Annotated in this window: 17 protein-coding genes; 5 read left to right on the forward strand and 12 right to left on the reverse strand. The window is 52.8% G+C overall.

Annotation, left to right across the window (positions count from 1 at the left end):
- Nucleotides 1–85 precede the first annotated feature (85 nt).
- From chbR to osmE, 5 genes are all read right to left on the reverse strand, one after another.
- Complete coding sequence (gene chbR, locus NA986_RS05675; protein ID WP_000983393.1) at nt 86–928, reverse strand: transcriptional regulator ChbR; 843 nt, start codon at nt 926–928, stop codon at nt 86–88.
- Between the two features lie 10 nt (nt 929–938).
- Nucleotides 939–1,286: a PTS N,N'-diacetylchitobiose transporter subunit IIA gene (gene chbA, locus NA986_RS05680; protein ID WP_000459883.1), complete on the reverse strand. Its 348-nt coding sequence runs from the start codon at nt 1,284–1,286 to the stop codon at nt 939–941.
- 50 nt (nt 1,287–1,336) lie between these two features.
- Nucleotides 1,337–2,695 (reverse strand): PTS N,N'-diacetylchitobiose transporter subunit IIC, encoded by a 1,359-nt coding sequence (gene chbC, locus NA986_RS05685; RefSeq protein WP_000073063.1) that lies wholly within the window; start codon nt 2,693–2,695, stop codon nt 1,337–1,339.
- 82 nt (nt 2,696–2,777) lie between these two features.
- Nucleotides 2,778–3,098: a PTS N,N'-diacetylchitobiose transporter subunit IIB gene (chbB, locus tag NA986_RS05690; protein ID WP_000412161.1), complete on the reverse strand. Its 321-nt coding sequence runs from the start codon at nt 3,096–3,098 to the stop codon at nt 2,778–2,780.
- Between the two features lie 300 nt (nt 3,099–3,398).
- Entirely contained in the window at nt 3,399–3,740 is a 342-nt protein-coding gene (gene osmE / locus NA986_RS05695) for an osmotically-inducible lipoprotein OsmE (RefSeq protein ID WP_001039301.1), read from the reverse strand.
- Nucleotides 3,741–3,958: 218 nt separating this feature from the next.
- Here osmE and nadE point away from each other — a divergent pair, with 218 nt between their 5' ends.
- Both nadE and cho read left to right on the forward strand, forming a co-directional pair.
- Nucleotides 3,959–4,786, forward strand: coding sequence for an ammonia-dependent NAD(+) synthetase (gene nadE, locus NA986_RS05700; protein ID WP_000174989.1), 828 nt, complete (start codon nt 3,959–3,961; stop codon nt 4,784–4,786).
- 120 nt (nt 4,787–4,906) lie between these two features.
- The gene (gene cho, locus NA986_RS05705; RefSeq protein WP_001728969.1) at nt 4,907–5,788 is read left to right on the forward strand and encodes an excinuclease Cho; all 882 of its coding nucleotides are present in this window, start codon (nt 4,907–4,909) and stop codon (nt 5,786–5,788) included.
- Nucleotides 5,789–5,862: 74 nt separating this feature from the next.
- Here the strand turns inward: cho and spy are convergent, their stop codons facing one another.
- From spy to astC, 6 genes are all read right to left on the reverse strand, one after another.
- A complete protein-coding gene (gene spy / locus NA986_RS05710; protein WP_001228998.1) occupies nt 5,863–6,348 on the reverse strand; it encodes an ATP-independent periplasmic protein-refolding chaperone Spy in 486 nt (161 codons plus the stop codon).
- Between the two features lie 335 nt (nt 6,349–6,683).
- Nucleotides 6,684–7,652, reverse strand: coding sequence for a succinylglutamate desuccinylase (astE, locus tag NA986_RS05715; RefSeq protein WP_023216212.1), 969 nt, complete (start codon nt 7,650–7,652; stop codon nt 6,684–6,686).
- Nucleotides 7,645–8,988, reverse strand: coding sequence for an N-succinylarginine dihydrolase (gene astB, locus NA986_RS05720; protein ID WP_023216211.1), 1,344 nt, complete (start codon nt 8,986–8,988; stop codon nt 7,645–7,647). Before astB ends, astE begins: the two co-directional genes overlap by 8 nt.
- Nucleotides 8,985–10,463: a succinylglutamate-semialdehyde dehydrogenase gene (astD, locus tag NA986_RS05725; RefSeq protein ID WP_023216210.1), complete on the reverse strand. Its 1,479-nt coding sequence runs from the start codon at nt 10,461–10,463 to the stop codon at nt 8,985–8,987. Before astD ends, astB begins: the two co-directional genes overlap by 4 nt.
- Nucleotides 10,460–11,494 carry an arginine N-succinyltransferase gene (gene astA / locus NA986_RS05730; protein ID WP_023216209.1) on the reverse strand — a complete coding sequence of 345 codons (1,035 nt, stop codon included), beginning with the start codon at nt 11,492–11,494 and terminating at the stop codon, nt 10,460–10,462. The genes astD and astA overlap by 4 nt, the downstream gene beginning before the upstream one ends.
- Nucleotides 11,485–12,711, reverse strand: coding sequence for a succinylornithine/acetylornithine transaminase (gene astC / locus NA986_RS05735; protein ID WP_000059506.1), 1,227 nt, complete (start codon nt 12,709–12,711; stop codon nt 11,485–11,487). The genes astA and astC overlap by 10 nt, the downstream gene beginning before the upstream one ends.
- Nucleotides 12,712–13,156: 445 nt before the next feature.
- Here astC and xthA point away from each other — a divergent pair, with 445 nt between their 5' ends.
- Together xthA and NA986_RS05745 are read left to right on the forward strand one after the other, a co-directional pair.
- Nucleotides 13,157–13,963: an exodeoxyribonuclease III gene (xthA, locus tag NA986_RS05740; protein WP_000673954.1), complete on the forward strand. Its 807-nt coding sequence runs from the start codon at nt 13,157–13,159 to the stop codon at nt 13,961–13,963.
- Between the two features lie 72 nt (nt 13,964–14,035).
- Nucleotides 14,036–14,452 (forward strand): pyrimidine (deoxy)nucleoside triphosphate diphosphatase, encoded by a 417-nt coding sequence (locus NA986_RS05745; RefSeq protein ID WP_000592135.1) that lies wholly within the window; start codon nt 14,036–14,038, stop codon nt 14,450–14,452.
- On the opposite strand, the gene NA986_RS05750 is transcribed toward NA986_RS05745, so the two are convergent.
- Nucleotides 14,412–14,687: a YnjH family protein gene (locus NA986_RS05750; RefSeq protein ID WP_000336847.1), complete on the reverse strand. Its 276-nt coding sequence runs from the start codon at nt 14,685–14,687 to the stop codon at nt 14,412–14,414. The two genes, NA986_RS05745 and NA986_RS05750, sit on opposite strands and share 41 nt — an antisense overlap.
- A gap of 238 nt (nt 14,688–14,925) precedes the next feature.
- On the opposite strand from NA986_RS05750, the gene gdhA reads away from it, so the two are divergent.
- Nucleotides 14,926–16,269 carry an NADP-specific glutamate dehydrogenase gene (gene gdhA, locus NA986_RS05755; RefSeq protein ID WP_000372869.1) on the forward strand — a complete coding sequence of 448 codons (1,344 nt, stop codon included), beginning with the start codon at nt 14,926–14,928 and terminating at the stop codon, nt 16,267–16,269.
- The last annotated feature ends 10 nt before the right edge of the window (nt 16,270–16,279 follow it).

Consider the following 16,279-nt stretch of genomic DNA (forward strand, 5'->3'; position numbering starts at 1 on the left):
CTATGCCCGCTCGTAAGAAATAGCGTGACGTTCCCCGCGCTATTGGGGCAAGCGTGAAATGTAATTAATCGAGCAATGCAAACCGTTACTCATTAATTTCCGTCAATCGTTTCCGATAACTATTCGGCGTAAATGAGGTCATCTTCTTAAACGTTTTAATAAACAGACTTGGACTACTATACCCGGCTTCATAAGCAATATCCGTAACCGAATAGTTGGTCATTTCCAACTGTTTCTTGGCAAAATTAATGCGAATCTCATTAATGATTTGCATCGGCGTTTTGCTGTAATAACGTCGGGTGGCGCGCGTCAGATACTCCTGGGATTTTGCCGACAGGCGCACCATATTTTCCAGCGCATGTTCGCCAAACTGCGTTTTATCATGCATTATCTCCACGGTTGCTTTCAGCCATTGTGGAATATCATCATAAACCTGCTCTTCGCGGTAATGACGTAAGCGGTTTATAATATAAAATGTCACCACTTCGATAAATTCGTCGAGCCCATTGCCGCGAAAATTCAACGACGCAATCACCGTTTCAATATAGGTAAGGAAGGTGCTATTCGCCCTGTATACCTGCGATGCCACAAAACAAAACGGCAGTAACGGAAGATAATGCTGTTCAAAAAAACGTTTACTAATTCCTACGTTCAGAATACGCGTTGCGCCAAACTCATAGAAACTTTGGTGATTCGACCCCACCGGGATAAAAACAAAATCTCCACGTTCCAGCAGCACACGCTTCCCGTTGATCTCCTGGTAATAACGTCCGGTTAATACCAGGGTAAATTCATAGTAGTCGTGCTGATGCAGCCCGGTGACGCTTTCCGTCTTGTTATAGATAAACACATGGAAATTTTTGCCATTGAAGAGCTGCTGCTCATAAACCGTTTTGATTTCCGTTGCGTTAACCTGTAGCTGCATCATCCGCCCCCTGTTATTTCAGTTTCTCATGGAGCTCAATCAACTCGGCGATCAGTTCACGAGCCAGCATTGAGGTCATCAAATGATCCTGAGCGTGAACCAGGACCAGACTGACTTTCATTTTGCCTTCGCCCTGATCGCCTTCGATGAGTTTTGTCTGCACAAGATGCGCTTCATTGAGCGCTATGCGCGACTGGTCCATCATCGCTTTCGCCGCCTCAAAATCGCCTTCTTTCGCTTTTCTGAGCGCGCCATATGCCAGGCTGCGTGCCTGACCAGAATTGATGATAAGCCCCATAACGACTTCTTCGAGTTCCTCAGCCGCTGTCTGGTTATCTACAACATTTTCAAGATCAAACATAGTCTTTCCTCTGATTCAGCCCGGCATGGCATCCCATGCCGGCGCGGAGTTTAGAATTTCAGTGCGTTAGCGATATCTTCTTCGCTTTCTTCCTGCTCGATGGCGTTCTGCGCTTTGTTAGCCACCACCACGAAGGGGAGATAAATCAGGGTAGCGACTGCCAGGTTAAATAGCGCAACCAGCAACGCGGCGACACTGCCGTTGGTGTTAAAGAACGCCCCCAGCCCGGTTGGCATGGTCCACGGCGCAATATTGGTAATCGGCGGAATAATACCCAAATAGTAAGCCACCAGCGTAATCGCCGCCAGAATCGGCTGAACCAGAATGAAGGGGATAAACATCACCGGGTTCATAATAATCGGCAGGCCAAACAGGATGGGTTCGTTAATCTGGAAGATACCTGACGGCAGCGCCAGTTTTGCCACCTGGCGATAGTCCGCGCGACGGGATGCGAGGAAGATAGCGATGATCAGACCCAGCGTTGCGCCGCTGCCACCGAGGAAGATATAAGAATCCAGCATCGGTTTCGCCCAGATATGGAACGTTTTACCGGCTTCCAGCGCCGCATCGACGGAGCCATACTGCTGGTAAATAGAGATGTTTTCCAGCGCCCAGGGCGTCATGATGCCGCTATCCAGCGCGGTCAGCGCCAGCGAACCATGAATACCAAAGAACCACAGCAGCGGTACAAAAATGACATATGCCCACCCTACCACGCTACCCAGCGATGCCAGCGGCGTAGAGATAGTGTCCATAATAATCTGATGGAAGTTAGAACCGTAATTAGACAGCGCCCAGGCAATAATCCCCATAATAGAGAGAATAATAAAGCCGGGAATTAATGCTGAGAATGAACGAGACACCGAAGCCGGTACGCTGTCCGGTAGCTTAATCACCCAGTTGCGCCGGACAATAAATGTAAACATCTCCGCGACCACCAGGCCAATAATAATACCGGAGATAATATTTGCACCACCCAGCCAGTTAGCGCCTACGGCATAGGCCTCGCCGACACTATACGGCGTTACGGTCATAAATGCCGCCACGGAAAGCAATCCGGCGGCCAGCGCATCAACCTTGCGCTCTTCCGCCAGCGCCATGCCGATAAAAAATGGCGCCATGAGCGACATAATGCCCAATGTGCCGTTATAGACGTTCCCGCCGATGCCTTTCAATCCATTAAGTGTTTCAATGGTTGAGGCATCAAGCCGAATGCCCATGGAATAAAAAAACGACCCCTCCCCAAAGCTCAGGAAAACGTTATTAATTAATACAAACATCGCCCCCGCAAGGGTTAATGGCATTAAACGAATAAAGCCGTTCTTGATTGCATTAACGTGTGGCTGCTTTCCTATTTTTACAGCAAAAGGAAGGAGTACCTTTTCAAGTGAAGCAATAACGTTACTCATAGAAAAATACCCTTAAATACCGCAATAAAATATTGCGGTTAGTGTATGAAATAACTCTTTGACGGGAAAAATTAAAAAATAATTAATTCGCGGCGGCTTTTTTAATTGCCGCTACCGCAGCTTTAAGCACGCCTAAGCCATCTACCTTGCCGTACAACATTGAATCAATGACTTCTACCGGTTTACCGGGTAATAAACGCTGAATTTCGGGGAGCATATAAGCAATTTGCGGGCCTAATAACACGACGTCCGCTGCCGGGCCTTTTTCACCGGCCAGGGTTTCAGGGAATGCTTCAATAATCACCGGCACTTCATATTTTTCAGCCTGAGCGCGCATTTTTGATACCAGTAACGATGTTGACATGCCCGCAGAACAAAACAGATAAATGTGTTTCTTTTCCATAAAAACCTTCCTCATGTGCGATTATCTGTCAACCAGATACGCCGCAAGCCTCAACCTGCATCCATACTCTGGGCGACTTGCGTAACCGGATTTACTTTTTTAGGTGGCTGAAATGAGTATACGGGATCGGACCGCCGGATGGTATTTCCTTGACCCACTAAATTGTCTCTCATTGACCTGGCGTTATGACCCCCCTCACATTTCGGGCAAATAATTCGCGATAATAAATAAGGTTATGGCAGGCACAAAAAAACCGGCTCGCAGGCCGGTTTCCTTGAATGTTCAGGCAATGTACAGTTGTTACTGCTTCGGCGCCTGTGGGTCAGTGTCGTACTCCGCACAGGTCTGGTAGCCGGAGTTAATCACGTGCCCGGTATCATCCAGCGCAACAAAGTAGGTTTCCGCTTTACCATCACGTTGACCCAGGATGTAGGTCTGACAGGTACCGCGCGCATGAATCATGCTCACTTCAGATGACGGTTTGCCCGCAATCTGCGCAACCTGTGCCCTGCTCATTCCTTTTTTAACATCTTTAACGACAGGCTCAACAAATTGGTCTTTTGTACGATCATACGCCGTACAGCCTGCCAGCATAGTCATTACCGCCGCTGCGCTTAAAATTCCTGCTACGTTCTTGTTCATTTTCCGTCCTCTTGTTTATCAGCGTGTTATGTAAGCCTGGAATACATCAGAATATTTTTCAAGCCGCGACCCGCCACAAAAAGCCTTTCGGAAAATTCTCTAACGCAACGATATGTTGTTTTAAACACCGCTTAGCCCGCCAAACCTTGTCGTTTCAGCGGCGAAGGGTTAGCTTTAACAGGGTAAAGATTCATTTTTTTAATGTCGAAGGGGGTTAAATGACTCTGCAGCAAGAGATAATCCAGGCGCTTGGCGCGAAACCGCATATCAACCCTGAAGAAGAAATTCGCCGCAGCGTGGATTTTCTTAAAGCGTACCTGAAAACCTATCCCTTTTTGAAATCGCTGGTGTTAGGCATCAGCGGCGGGCAGGATTCGACGCTGGCCGGGAAACTCAGCCAGATGGCTATCACCGAATTGCGGGAAGAGACCGGTGATAATGCGCTGCAGTTTATCGCCGTTCGTCTGCCTTATGGCGTGCAGGCCGATGAACAGGATTGCCAGGACGCCATTGCTTTTATTCAGCCGGACAGAGTACTCACCGTCAATATTAAAGGCGCCGTCCTCGCCAGCGAACAGGCGCTGCGCGAAGCGGGAATTGAGCTGAGCGATTTTGTTCGCGGCAATGAAAAAGCGCGTGAGCGAATGAAAGCGCAATATAGCATCGCCGGTATGACTCACGGCGTCGTGGTGGGCACCGACCATGCGGCGGAAGCGATAACCGGGTTCTTCACCAAATATGGCGATGGCGGTACCGATATTAACCCGCTTCATCGCCTTAACAAACGCCAGGGCAAACAGCTTCTCGCAGCGCTGGGCTGTCCTGAGCATCTGTATAAAAAAGTCCCCACCGCCGATTTGGAAGACGACCGCCCTTCACTGCCTGATGAAGCCGCGCTGGGCGTAACGTATGACAATATTGACGATTACCTGGAAGGCAAAACGCTGGACTCCGCCATCGCTAAAACTATCGAAGGCTGGTATGTAAAAACTGAACATAAGCGCCGTTTACCGATTACGGTATTCGACGACTTTTGGAAAAAGTAAACGTACTTCTACTGTTGTGCCGGATATCGCTCGTCTATCCGGCCGCCTCTCTTCCCAGCCTCTTTTTTAATCACCCATCCGCTGTTATACTGGATGAATAACCAGTTAACGGAGATCACTGTGGTACGGCGTCAATCAGCCCCCCGCCTTGAGTTTGAAGCGGCGGCCATTTACGAATATCCAGAACATTTACGTCCTTTCCTCAGCGAAGCGCCAGCCTTACCGGGCGTCTATATATTTCATAGCGAAAGCGATACGCTGCCGCTTTATATCGGTAAAAGCGTAAATATTCGCAGCCGGGTGCTTTCACATCTGCGAACGCCTGACGAGGCCGCTATGCTGCGACAGGCGCGGCGGATAAGCTGGATCTGCACCGCTGGGGAAATGGGCGCGTTGCTGCTGGAGGCGCGGCTGATCAAAGAACAACAGCCGCTGTTTAACAAGCGGTTACGGCGTAATCGCCAGCTTTGCTCTCTACAGTTGAGCGAACAAAAGATTGAGGTCGTTTCCGCCCGCAGCGTCGATTTTTCCCATGAGCCGAACCTGTTTGGGCTCTTCGCCAACCGTCGGGCAGCGCTGCAAAGCTTACAGAACCTCGCCGATGAACAAAAATTGTGTTATGGCCTGCTGGGGCTTGAATCGGTAAGCCGTGGGCGCGCCTGTTTTCGTTTCGCTCTGAAGCGCTGCGCTGGCGCGTGTTGTGGGCAAGAAACCCCGCAGGCGCATTTTCTTCGCCTGCAGGCCTCACTGGAACGGTTACGTGTGGTTTGCTGGCCCTGGAAAGGCGCTATCGCGTTAAAAGAGAGCCGCCCGCAAATGACCCAGTTCCATATTATCAACAACTGGTTATGGCTGGGGGCGGTCCCCTCGCTGGATGAGGCCGCCACCCTGGTGCGCACCCCTGCGGGCTTTGATCAGGATGGCTATAAAATTCTCTGTAAGCCACTAATGTCAGGTCAATATGAGATCATTGAACTGCACACCGACTGTCGCCAGTCATAAAGAAAACCGCCGATCCTGTCCACCTCAACGATTGTGTTGTCGACAAGACCGGCGGTCTTAAATTATGCGGAAAGTTATTCTGCCGCAGCAGGCATTTTACCTTCTTGCGCCGGGCGTTCTGTCAGACGCTTCTCAAAATTAGCGTTATATTGCTTTTTCTGCTCCGGCGTCAGAACGTTATAAATTTTATTCTGGGTTTCCATATGCGCCAGCATATTGGCCTTGCGCTGCGCTTCCATTTTCGTAATTTGCGCTTCGGCTTTGGCTTTATCGAAGGTATCGCTGGCAATAATATCATGCATGGCGCGACGCTCTTCCAGCAGCGGACGTTTCATTTGCTCGCGCTGCGCTTTCATAATGTCGCGAATTTGTTGCTTCTGTGCGTCTGTCAGGTTCAGGTTTTTAAACATCATATCGTGATGTGGGCCAAATTTACCTTTATGCTGCATCATTGGCTTCGCATCCGCTGGCGCGGCGGTGGTAGTCTCAGCGGCATGAGCCAGATTCGCAGCGCCCATCGCCAGGGTAGAGGCAACAAATAGAGCAGTCAGTTTACGCATATTTCCATCCTTCCTTTCAGTTATTTTTACGGCATATTTAAAACAGCGCCGTGTTGTCGTGATTAACTTTAACCGTCTTAGCGTCAATTAGTCATAACAACGGTAAAACAATGAAAGTATAAAAAACACTTTTTCGCCAATTGTGAAGAAAAAAAGAATAAATTGCGCAGAGTTGAAAGAGAAATATACAACAGCATGATATAGCAGAAATTATGCAGAACTATAACGCAGCAACGCTTATTAATAAAGCAATTCTCCAGGAATAATCCGTAATAGCATGAAACTGTATCCCAAATCATCCCTGTAACCCTAACGTGAGCTTACAGGGACATTTATCAGGGCAGTCTTTCCAGCATTAATCCAGCCCGCAATCCGCAGGCGACAGAGGGATTAGGAAAGAGAACATATTCAACGTCATGCGTCACCGTCACGCGCTTATCCCCCTCCTCGGCCAGCAACGTTCCCTTCGCAAAGGCAGTAAAATTCAGCGTTTGCGCATCCATATAAAGCGCGAACTTGTCGCTGTGACGCGTGATTTGCGACACCACCCGATAGCGTAGCGGCGGCGAAAACGAGGTTGACGTTTCGACACCGCTCAGCAGCGCCGACAACGCCTGCGAGGTTACACTGAACTGCGTCAGATCGTTTTGCCCAAACGGCAACGCCTTTCCCAACTCCAGCGTACAAGAAAGCGCGCCGAAATGTTCAGAGCTAAAGTGCGTAAACGTACCGCCGGGCGCTTGATGAAATACCAACGCCTCCAGTCCTGCCGCGCCCAGCCACGCCAGAAAATCTGTCTCCCACGGGCGGTCGCGCTGCGGCAATACGCCAAAACGCAAATGATGCGAGCCACGAATGGCGGTATGCAGATCCAGATGCCAGCGTACCCGCGCCTGGCCAGATGAAAAGAAGGTATCCAGACTTAGCTCCAGCTCACGCGCCCGCCGCGTTTCATCGCTTTCGGCAAAGGACTGCCAACGCCCGCCAAACATACGGTTCATATCGCTGTGACAATAGCGTATTCCCGCCGCCAGCGCCTGCGGATTGCCGAGTACCACCAGCACTCGCCACGTTAACGTCAAGCTGCCTGAATACAGCGCCGACAGCAGCTTATCCAGCATCTCGACCGGCGCGGTTTCATTGCCGTGTATCCCCGCAGAAAGAATTAACGCGCGGTCGACCGGCGCATCGGGCGTGAGTTCAAGCAGACCATGGCTTAACCAGCGCCAGCGAAAACCCGCGCCCTTCCCCTGCGTCACCCGTGGTGTCGTGCCGCTTAGCGTCAACGCCAGAAAGTTATCCATCAGCCGCCCCCGTTTGCTGGAAAGGATAAACCGACCCCAAATCCAGCAGACGCGTTAACACATCCAGCGCCTCCCGGCCTTCTCGCAATAATAACGGATCGGCCAGATCGGCGGCGGTCAGGCGATCGCGATAATAACGATCCGCCCACGCGTTAAGGGCCGTAAACAGAGCGTCATTCATCATTACCGCTGGATTCACCGCCCGTCGTTCTTCTTCTGTTAACACCACGCGTAATCGCAGACAGGCCGGCCCGCCGCCGTTAGCCATACTTTCTCGCAAATCAAACACCTGCATCGCGCTGATGGGGTTATCCTCCGCCACCAGCTTATTCAGATAGCGCCAGACGCCGACATGATCCTGACATTCCCGCGGCAACACTAACAGCATTGAGCCGTCGTCACGGCTTAACAACTGACTATTAAACAGGTAGGTCGCCACAGCATCTGATACAGAAACCTCTCCGGCGGACACCTCTATCGCCATAAAACCGTCAACGCGCGTACGCAACTGATTAATGAGCACTTTCTGCCGGGCAAACGCCGCTTCGTGACAAAACAATACCTGTCGATTCGAAACGGCGATGACATCATTATGGAATACGCCTTGATCGATGACCTCCGGGTTTTGTTGAGCGAAGATAACCTGTTGCGGATTCACCTGATTAAGACGCGCCACGGCCTCGCTGGCTTCGCGGCTCTGGCGCGCCGGATAACGAGCGGGTCGTATTTCATTCTCCTCTTCGCGCCCATAGACAAAAAGCTGCACGCCTGCCGAACCATACTCGCCGCCAAGACGGTTATGATTCGCCGCGCCTTCATCTCCCAATAATGCGACCTGCGGTAACGCGCTATGCACTGAAAACTGACTTTCATCGCGAAATATGGCGCGTAGCAGCGCTTCGGTAACAGGCGCCTCAAGAGCGCGATGAAATTTATTGTTTAAATTCGCCACCGTCAGGTGAACTTTCCCGTCCAGCGCGTCTGCCGATGGGCAAACCGTCGCCGCATTCGCAACCCACATTGGCGACGCGGAACTCACGCTGGAAAGCCAGCGTGGCGCCTGACGCGCAACCTTATCCAGAATCTGTTCATCGCTACCCGTGAAGCCGAGCTGACGCAACGCCGGAATAAAAGGCCGCTCATGCGGCGGGATCACCGCCTGGGGAAAGCCGGCATCCGCCAAAGCCTTCATCTTTAGCAGCCCCTGCTTTACTGCCAGACGAGGATTCGACACCTGAAAACGGTGGCGGGTCGATGCCTCATTGCCGAAGGATAGCCCGGCATAATGGTGCGTAAGCCCCACCAGCCCGTCAAAATTAACTTCATGCGCCGTCATACCGCCTCCCTGCGAGAAAAGTCGAGGCCGGGGCTTAATGTCGCAGGCAACGTCAGTTCGGGAGACTCCAGACTAGCCATCGGCCAGGCGCAATAATCGGCGGCATACCAGGCGCTGGGTCGATGGTTGCCAGACGCGCCGACACCACCAAACGGCGCAGTACTCGCTGCCCCGGTGAGCGGTTTATTCCAGTTAACGATCCCTGCCCGCGCCTCCAGCAAGAGCTGTTCGAACTGCGCGCGATCCGTCGACACCAGCCCACACGACAGACCAAAACGGGTATTATTCGCCAGACGAATCGCCTCATCGAAATGCGCATAACGCCAGACGTTCAGCAGCGGACCAAACACCTCTTCATCCAGCACATCCGCGACGCCCGTCAGCTCAATGATGCCAGGCGTCAGCAGAGAGGTTCCCTCTTTGACCTTCCGCGGCGCCAGTAGCGTGCGACCGCCTAATGCCTCTCGTTGACGCCAGGCCTCCATCACATGCTGTGCCGCCTGCGCTGAAATCAGTCCGCCGATAAACGGCTGCGGATCGTCGTCCCATCTGCCGGGCTGCAGACGTCCGGCGACGTCAACCAGCCGCGCCAGAAATGCATCTCCCTGCGCACCCTGTTTTACCAGAAGGCGTCGCGCGCAGGTGCAGCGCTGTCCGGCGGTAATAAACGCCGATTGCAGCGTCAGATGTACCGCCGCATCCATATTTGTCGCATCCTCAATAATGAGCGGGTTGTTTCCGCCCATTTCAAGGGCCAGGATTTTTTCCGGCTGGCCGGATAGCTGGCGATGAAGCTGATATCCGGTACTGGCGCTGCCGGTAAACAGCAGTCCGTCGAGATCGTCGAGCGAACTCAGCGCTTGTCCGATCTCCCGGCCGCCCTGCACCAGATTAAGAACGCCTGCCGGTAGCCCCGCCCGTTCCCAGAGTTTTATTACCGTTTCCCCGGTCCATGGCGTTAGCTCGCTAGGTTTGAAAATCAGCGTATTGCCTGCCAGCAACGCGGGCACAATATGGCCATTCGGTAAATGGCCGGGAAAGTTATAAGGGCCGAATACCGCCAGCACACCGTGAGGACGATGGCGCAAAGTCGCGGCGCCATCGACAAGTTCGCTTTTTTGTTCGCCTGTTCTGGCGTGGTAAGCCTTAATCGAGATGGCAATCTTATTGATCATCGCCGTCACTTCCGTTGCCGCCTCCCAGCGCGGTTTACCGGTTTCACGCGCGATGACCTCCGTGAGATCGGCTTTATGCGCCTCCAGCAGGGCGGCAAATTTCTCTACGATAGCCTGTCGTGCCGCAAAAGGCTGTCTGGCCCAACAAGGAAACGCCTCACGCGCCGCCTGACAGGCCTCGGCGACCTGTGCCGCATTAGCGTCATTCCCCTGCCAAATTATCTCCGCGCTCACCGGGTTCGTTTTGCGGCGGCGTTCGCCCTGACCGGTTATCCAGTCGCCGTTTATCCATAGCGTCATACGGTTGTCTCCTCAGCGCAAAGGCGTACCAGCCGAACGTGGTCGCCCGCGCGACATTTCAGCGCATCCAACTGCGCGGCGGTAAGTACAAGTCGTGAAGTCTGCGGATCGGCACGCACCAGCGCGGCCCGAAAGTGGTGATAGTTTTCATTGGCGACCAGACATGCCGGATAGTCGCCAGGCGCGGGTTGCCCTTCCGCGACTTCCACCAGTCGGCTTTTACGAATAGCCCGCACGCGGTCAATATCACACTCCAGCGTCGGCCCACCGTCGAAGATGTCGATATAGTGGCGATAGCGAAAGCCTTCCTTTTCCAGCACCGCGCGGGCTGGCGCCGTTTGCGGGTGGACTTCGCCAATCACGGCCTGTGCCTCTTCAGATAAGAAGTGGGTATAAATAGGATGTTTGGGCATCAGCTCGGCGATAAACGCTTTTTGCCCGGTACCGCATAAAAAATCCGCCCGGCTGAAATCCATAGAAAAAAAGCGTTTGCCGAGACTTTGCCAGAAGGGAGAATAACCGTGCTCGTCAATGACGCCGCGCATTTCCGCCACCACTTTCTCATTGAATTTATCGCGAAACGCGGCCATAAACATAAAGCGCGATTTTGACAACAGGTAGCCGTTACCCTCTTTACGCCATTCGGGATCGAGAAACAGCGTGCAAAGCTCACTGCTGCCAGTGTGATCATTACTCAGGAATAATGTTGGCAACGCGTTATATACATTCAGCTCTTTGGAGGCATGAACCAGCGTACCGACACGATAGTTATACCAGGGGTCGTTAAGACCGACCGCGACCTCAATGGCGCAGATCCCGCCGACCTCACCCGTTTCACTGTCTTCGAGAACGAATACATACCCTTGTTCGCCTTTTGGCAGCTCGCCGGACCAGGTTTTTAGCGCGCGTTCAATGCGGGCCGCCAGCGTCGCTTCATTTGCCGGTAGCGAGGTTAAGCCGCCGCCCGTTTTGCCTGCAAGCTGCATCAGCGCGGCGATATCCGCATGTTCGACAGGACGAATCACCCGCATGATGCGCCTCCCGTCTGAAGGCGTTCGCACGCCAGGGCAAAACGATCAAGCCCGGTGGCTATCTCCTCGTCGCTCACATTTAACGCTGGCGCAAAACGCACCACGTCGCCACCGGCAATGAGCACCATCACGCCTGCTTTTGCCGCTTCCTGGGCGATGAGTTTGGCTTTTCCGGCAAACTCCGTCTGTAGCACACAGCCAAGCAGTAGCCCCAGACCGCGAATTTCACTGAACATGCCAAAACGTACATTAATGGTATTTAGGCGCTCAATAAACGCATCGTGGCGCTGTCTGACGCCGTTTTGCATCTCCGGCGTATTGATGATATCCAGTACTTTTCCGGCAACTGCCGTCGCCAGCGGATTACCGCCGTAGGTGGTGCCATGCGTGCCTGGCGTCATAACGCTGGCATAGTCTTGCGTGGTCAGCATCGCGCCGATCGGGAAGCCCCCACCCAACGCTTTAGCAGTCGTCAGGATATCGGGCGTAACGCCATAATGCATATATGCATACAGTTCGCCGGTACGTCCGACGCCCGTCTGCACCTCATCAAAAATCAGTAACGCCTGATGCCGGTCGCACAATTCACGCAGCCCCTGCAAAAAAGCTTTCGTGGCGGGGATCACGCCGCCCTCGCCCTGCACCGGTTCTACGATTACGGCGCAGGTATTGTCATCAATTAGCGCGCTGGCGGAGTTCAGATCGTTATAGGCTGCATGACGAATATCCGGCGGCAGCGGCGCAAAGTCCTGTGAATAGGTGGGTTGACCGCCAGCGCTGACGGTAAAGAGCGTGCGGCCATGGAACGCGTTTTTAAAGGCCACAATGCCGCTTTTATGGTTGCCGACACGATCGTGGGCATATTTGCGCGCCAGTTTTAATGCAGCTTCATTTGCTTCAGCGCCTGAATTACAAAAGAAAACGCGTTCGGCGAAGGTAGCGTCGATCAGTTTTTTCGCCAGTCGCAGCGCCGGTTCATTGGTGTAACCGTTCCCGGTATGCCAGAAGCGATTCGCCTGTTCATTTAACGCCTCGCGCAGCGCCGGATGCGCATGTCCCAATGCGTTGACCGCGATCCCGCCAGCAAAATCAATGTACTCTTTCCCCTGCTGATCCCACAGGCGTGAGCCTTCTCCGCGTACAGGAATAAAAGGCGCGGGAACATATACCGGCACCATCCATTCATCAAAGTTTTCGCGCGTAACTGACAGAGACATAGCGACCTCTTTTGGTAAAAATAAAGTTATTTATATGTTAATTAATATGAGTGTTTGCGCTGTAAATGTAGATTGCAGCATTCGTGCCAGCCAGCGTTAACATTGCATAAACAGAAGTGATAAACGGTAAATCAATGGGTTACAGCGTAGCGATATTCACTTTTACTGCATGAAAAGTGAATATTTCCGCATAATCGGTGGCTAAAAAGAGGAAAAAGCGAAATATTATTCAGCTGCCAAATATAATTCTGGAATTGTGATCTTATACGAAATTTACTGGAAATTACCGCCCCGTTCTGGCGCATCTGCACGCAAACTGTGCCATTTTCGCGCTATAGAAAACACCATACGCTTCCATTGGCCGAATCTGACGATGAGTGGCAGTCACCCGGTAAAATTTCTGCTACCATCCCAACACGATTCACCTTGCAAAGTGGCAGTGACTATGAAATTTGTCTCTTTTAATATCAACGGCCTGCGCGCCCGTCCCCATCAGCTTGAAGCGATTGTCGAAAAACACCAGCCCGATGTGATCGGTCTACAGGAGACAAAAGTCCACGACGAAATGTTCCCGCTCGAAGAGGTCGCGAAGCTGGGCTATAACGTTTTCTATCATGGACAAAAGGGCCATTACGGCGTCGCGCTGCTAACAAAAGCCACGCCCATTTCCGTCAGACGCGGTTTCCCGGATGATGGCGAAGAGGCGCAACGCCGCATTATCATGGCGGAAATCCCCTCGCCGCTGGGTAATATTACCGTCATTAACGGCTATTTCCCGCAGGGGGAAAGCCGGGATCATCCGTTGAAGTTCCCCGCGAAAGCGCAGTTTTACCAGAACTTGCAAAACTATCTTGAAACGGAACTCAAGTGTGATAATCCGGTATTAATTATGGGCGACATGAATATCAGCCCGACCGATCTGGATATTGGCATCGGCGAAGAGAACCGCAAACGCTGGCTGCGTACCGGTAAATGCTCCTTCCTGCCGGAGGAGCGTGAATGGATGTCACGGTTACTGAAGTGGGGATTAGTGGACACGTTCCGTCAGGCGAATCCGCAAACGATGGATAAATTTTCGTGGTTTGATTACCGCTCAAAAGGTTTCGTGGATAATCGCGGGCTGCGCATTGACCTCTTGCTGGCAAGCGCTCCGCTGGCGGAACGTTGCGCAGAAACCGGTATAGACTACGACATTCGCAGTATGGAAAAACCCTCCGACCATGCGCCGGTCTGGGCGACGTTTCGTGTTTGATTCCGCTTTCTGATTAACCGTAAGGCCGGGATAGCGCGACGCTTCCCGGCAGGAATAACGACCTTAACGACAATGATAAAAAAACTCGATGTTGTTGCCGCCATCATTGAACGCGACGGCAAAATACTGCTGGCCCAGCGCCCAGCTCATGCGGATCAAGCTGGTTTTTGGGAGTTTGCCGGCGGTAAAGTCGAACCCGGCGAAACCCAGCCGCAGGCGCTTATCCGCGAGCTACGCGAAGAGTTAGGGATTGACGCCACGCCCGGCGTCTATATCGCCAGCCATCAACGCGACGTGTCTGGCCGACGGATTCATTTGCACGCCTGGCATGTGCCTGCGTTTAACGGTCTGATACGTGCGTTGGAACATCAGGCCTTAGCCTGGTGTACGCCGGAAGAGGCGCTGGAATACCCCCTCGCCCCGGCGGATATTCCGCTATTGCAGGCGTTTATGGCTTTACGCGACGCCAGACTAACGGATTCGTGCTGATGGTTTTTTCGTCACGCTGGCACTGGAGCAAGACGCCTTCCACTTTTATTACCGCGCCTTCGGAGTAATTCTGATCCTGGTAAACGCAGCACTGAATGCAGGGCTGGGACGACTGACCGCGCGTGCTGAAAACTTCCGGCGGGACATTCACCTGAATATCAGGACGACTGTTCTGGTTTGCCAGCCCGACCATTGGCATTATCGCCATCACGGCGACCACGAGGCTTCGGCACATAGGAGTTCCTTATTTTTCTAAGTATATTCTCAGTATAACGGTAAGCCGCCGTGAAAACTTTAATCCTCTTTTGTCATCGCTTTTAGTTATGACCCTCGCCCCGTTATGAATTTACTTAGCAGCGTCATTTTTTTCTTGCTTACCGTCACATTGCTGATGGTATAGTCGAAAACTGCAAATACATATTCTGATAAAACGCAAATACAACCACATTAATATATAAGAGGTTTTTATATCTATGGATCAGACATGTTCTCTGGAATCGTTCCTCAACCATGTACAAAAGCGCGACCCGCATCAAACCGAGTTCGCGCAAGCCGTCCGTGAAGTCATGACCACCCTGTGGCCGTTTCTTGAACAAAACCCCCGTTACCGCCACATGTCTTTACTGGAACGTTTGGTTGAACCAGAGCGCGTAATTCAGTTTCGCGTAGTGTGGCTGGACGACAAAAACCAGGTGCAGGTAAATCGCGCCTGGCGTGTGCAGTTCAACTCTGCTATCGGCCCCTATAAAGGCGGTATGCGCTTCCATCCTTCGGTAAACCTTTCCATCCTTAAGTTCCTCGGCTTTGAGCAAACCTTTAAAAATGCCCTCACCACGTTGCCGATGGGCGGCGGTAAAGGCGGCAGCGATTTCGATCCGAAAGGGAAAAGCGAAGGCGAAGTGATGCGTTTCTGCCAGGCGCTGATGACTGAACTGTATCGCCATTTAGGGCCGGATACCGACGTGCCTGCCGGGGATATCGGCGTGGGCGGGCGCGAAGTGGGCTTTATGGCGGGAATGATGCGCAAGCTTTCCAATAACAGCTCCTGCGTCTTCACCGGCAAAGGGCTTTCCTTCGGCGGCAGCCTGATTCGCCCGGAGGCGACGGGCTATGGCCTGGTCTACTTCACTGAAGCGATGCTTAAACGTCATGGTCTTGGTTTCGAAGGGATGCGCGTCGCCGTGTCCGGCTCCGGCAACGTAGCGCAATACGCCATTGAGAAAGCGATGGCCTTTGGCGCGCGCGTGGTTACCGCGTCGGATTCGAGCGGGACGGTGGTCGATGAAAGTGGCTTCACGCCAGAGAAGCTGGCGCGTCTGTGTGAAATTAAAGCCAGCCGTGACGGTCGCGTCGCTGACTACGCCCGTGAGTTTGGCTTAACCTATCTGGAAGGCCAGCAGCCCTGGAGCGTACCGGTGGATATCGCCCTGCCATGCGCGACGCAGAACGAACTGGACGTTGACGCCGCGCGCGTACTGATTGCCAATGGCGTAAAAGCCGTGGCGGAAGGGGCAAATATGCCAACCACGATTGAAGCGACCGATCTCTTCCTTGAGGCAGGCGTACTGTTTGCGCCGGGTAAAGCCGCCAACGCGGGCGGCGTGGCGACATCGGGGCTGGAAATGGCGCAGAACGCCGCGCGGTTGAGCTGGAAAGCCGAGAAAGTGGACGCCCGTCTGCATCACATTATGCTGGATATCCACCACGCCTGTGTCGAGTACGGCGGCGATAATAAGCATACCAACTACGTTCAGGGCGCCAACATCGCCGGTTTCGTGAAAGTCGCCGACGCCATGCTGGCGCAGGGCGTCATTTAATCCCGTCGTC

Origin of the sequence: Salmonella sp. NW177, assembly GCF_051811585.1 — a bacterium.
In the GTDB taxonomy this organism is placed as follows: domain Bacteria; phylum Pseudomonadota; class Gammaproteobacteria; order Enterobacterales; family Enterobacteriaceae; genus Salmonella; species Salmonella enterica.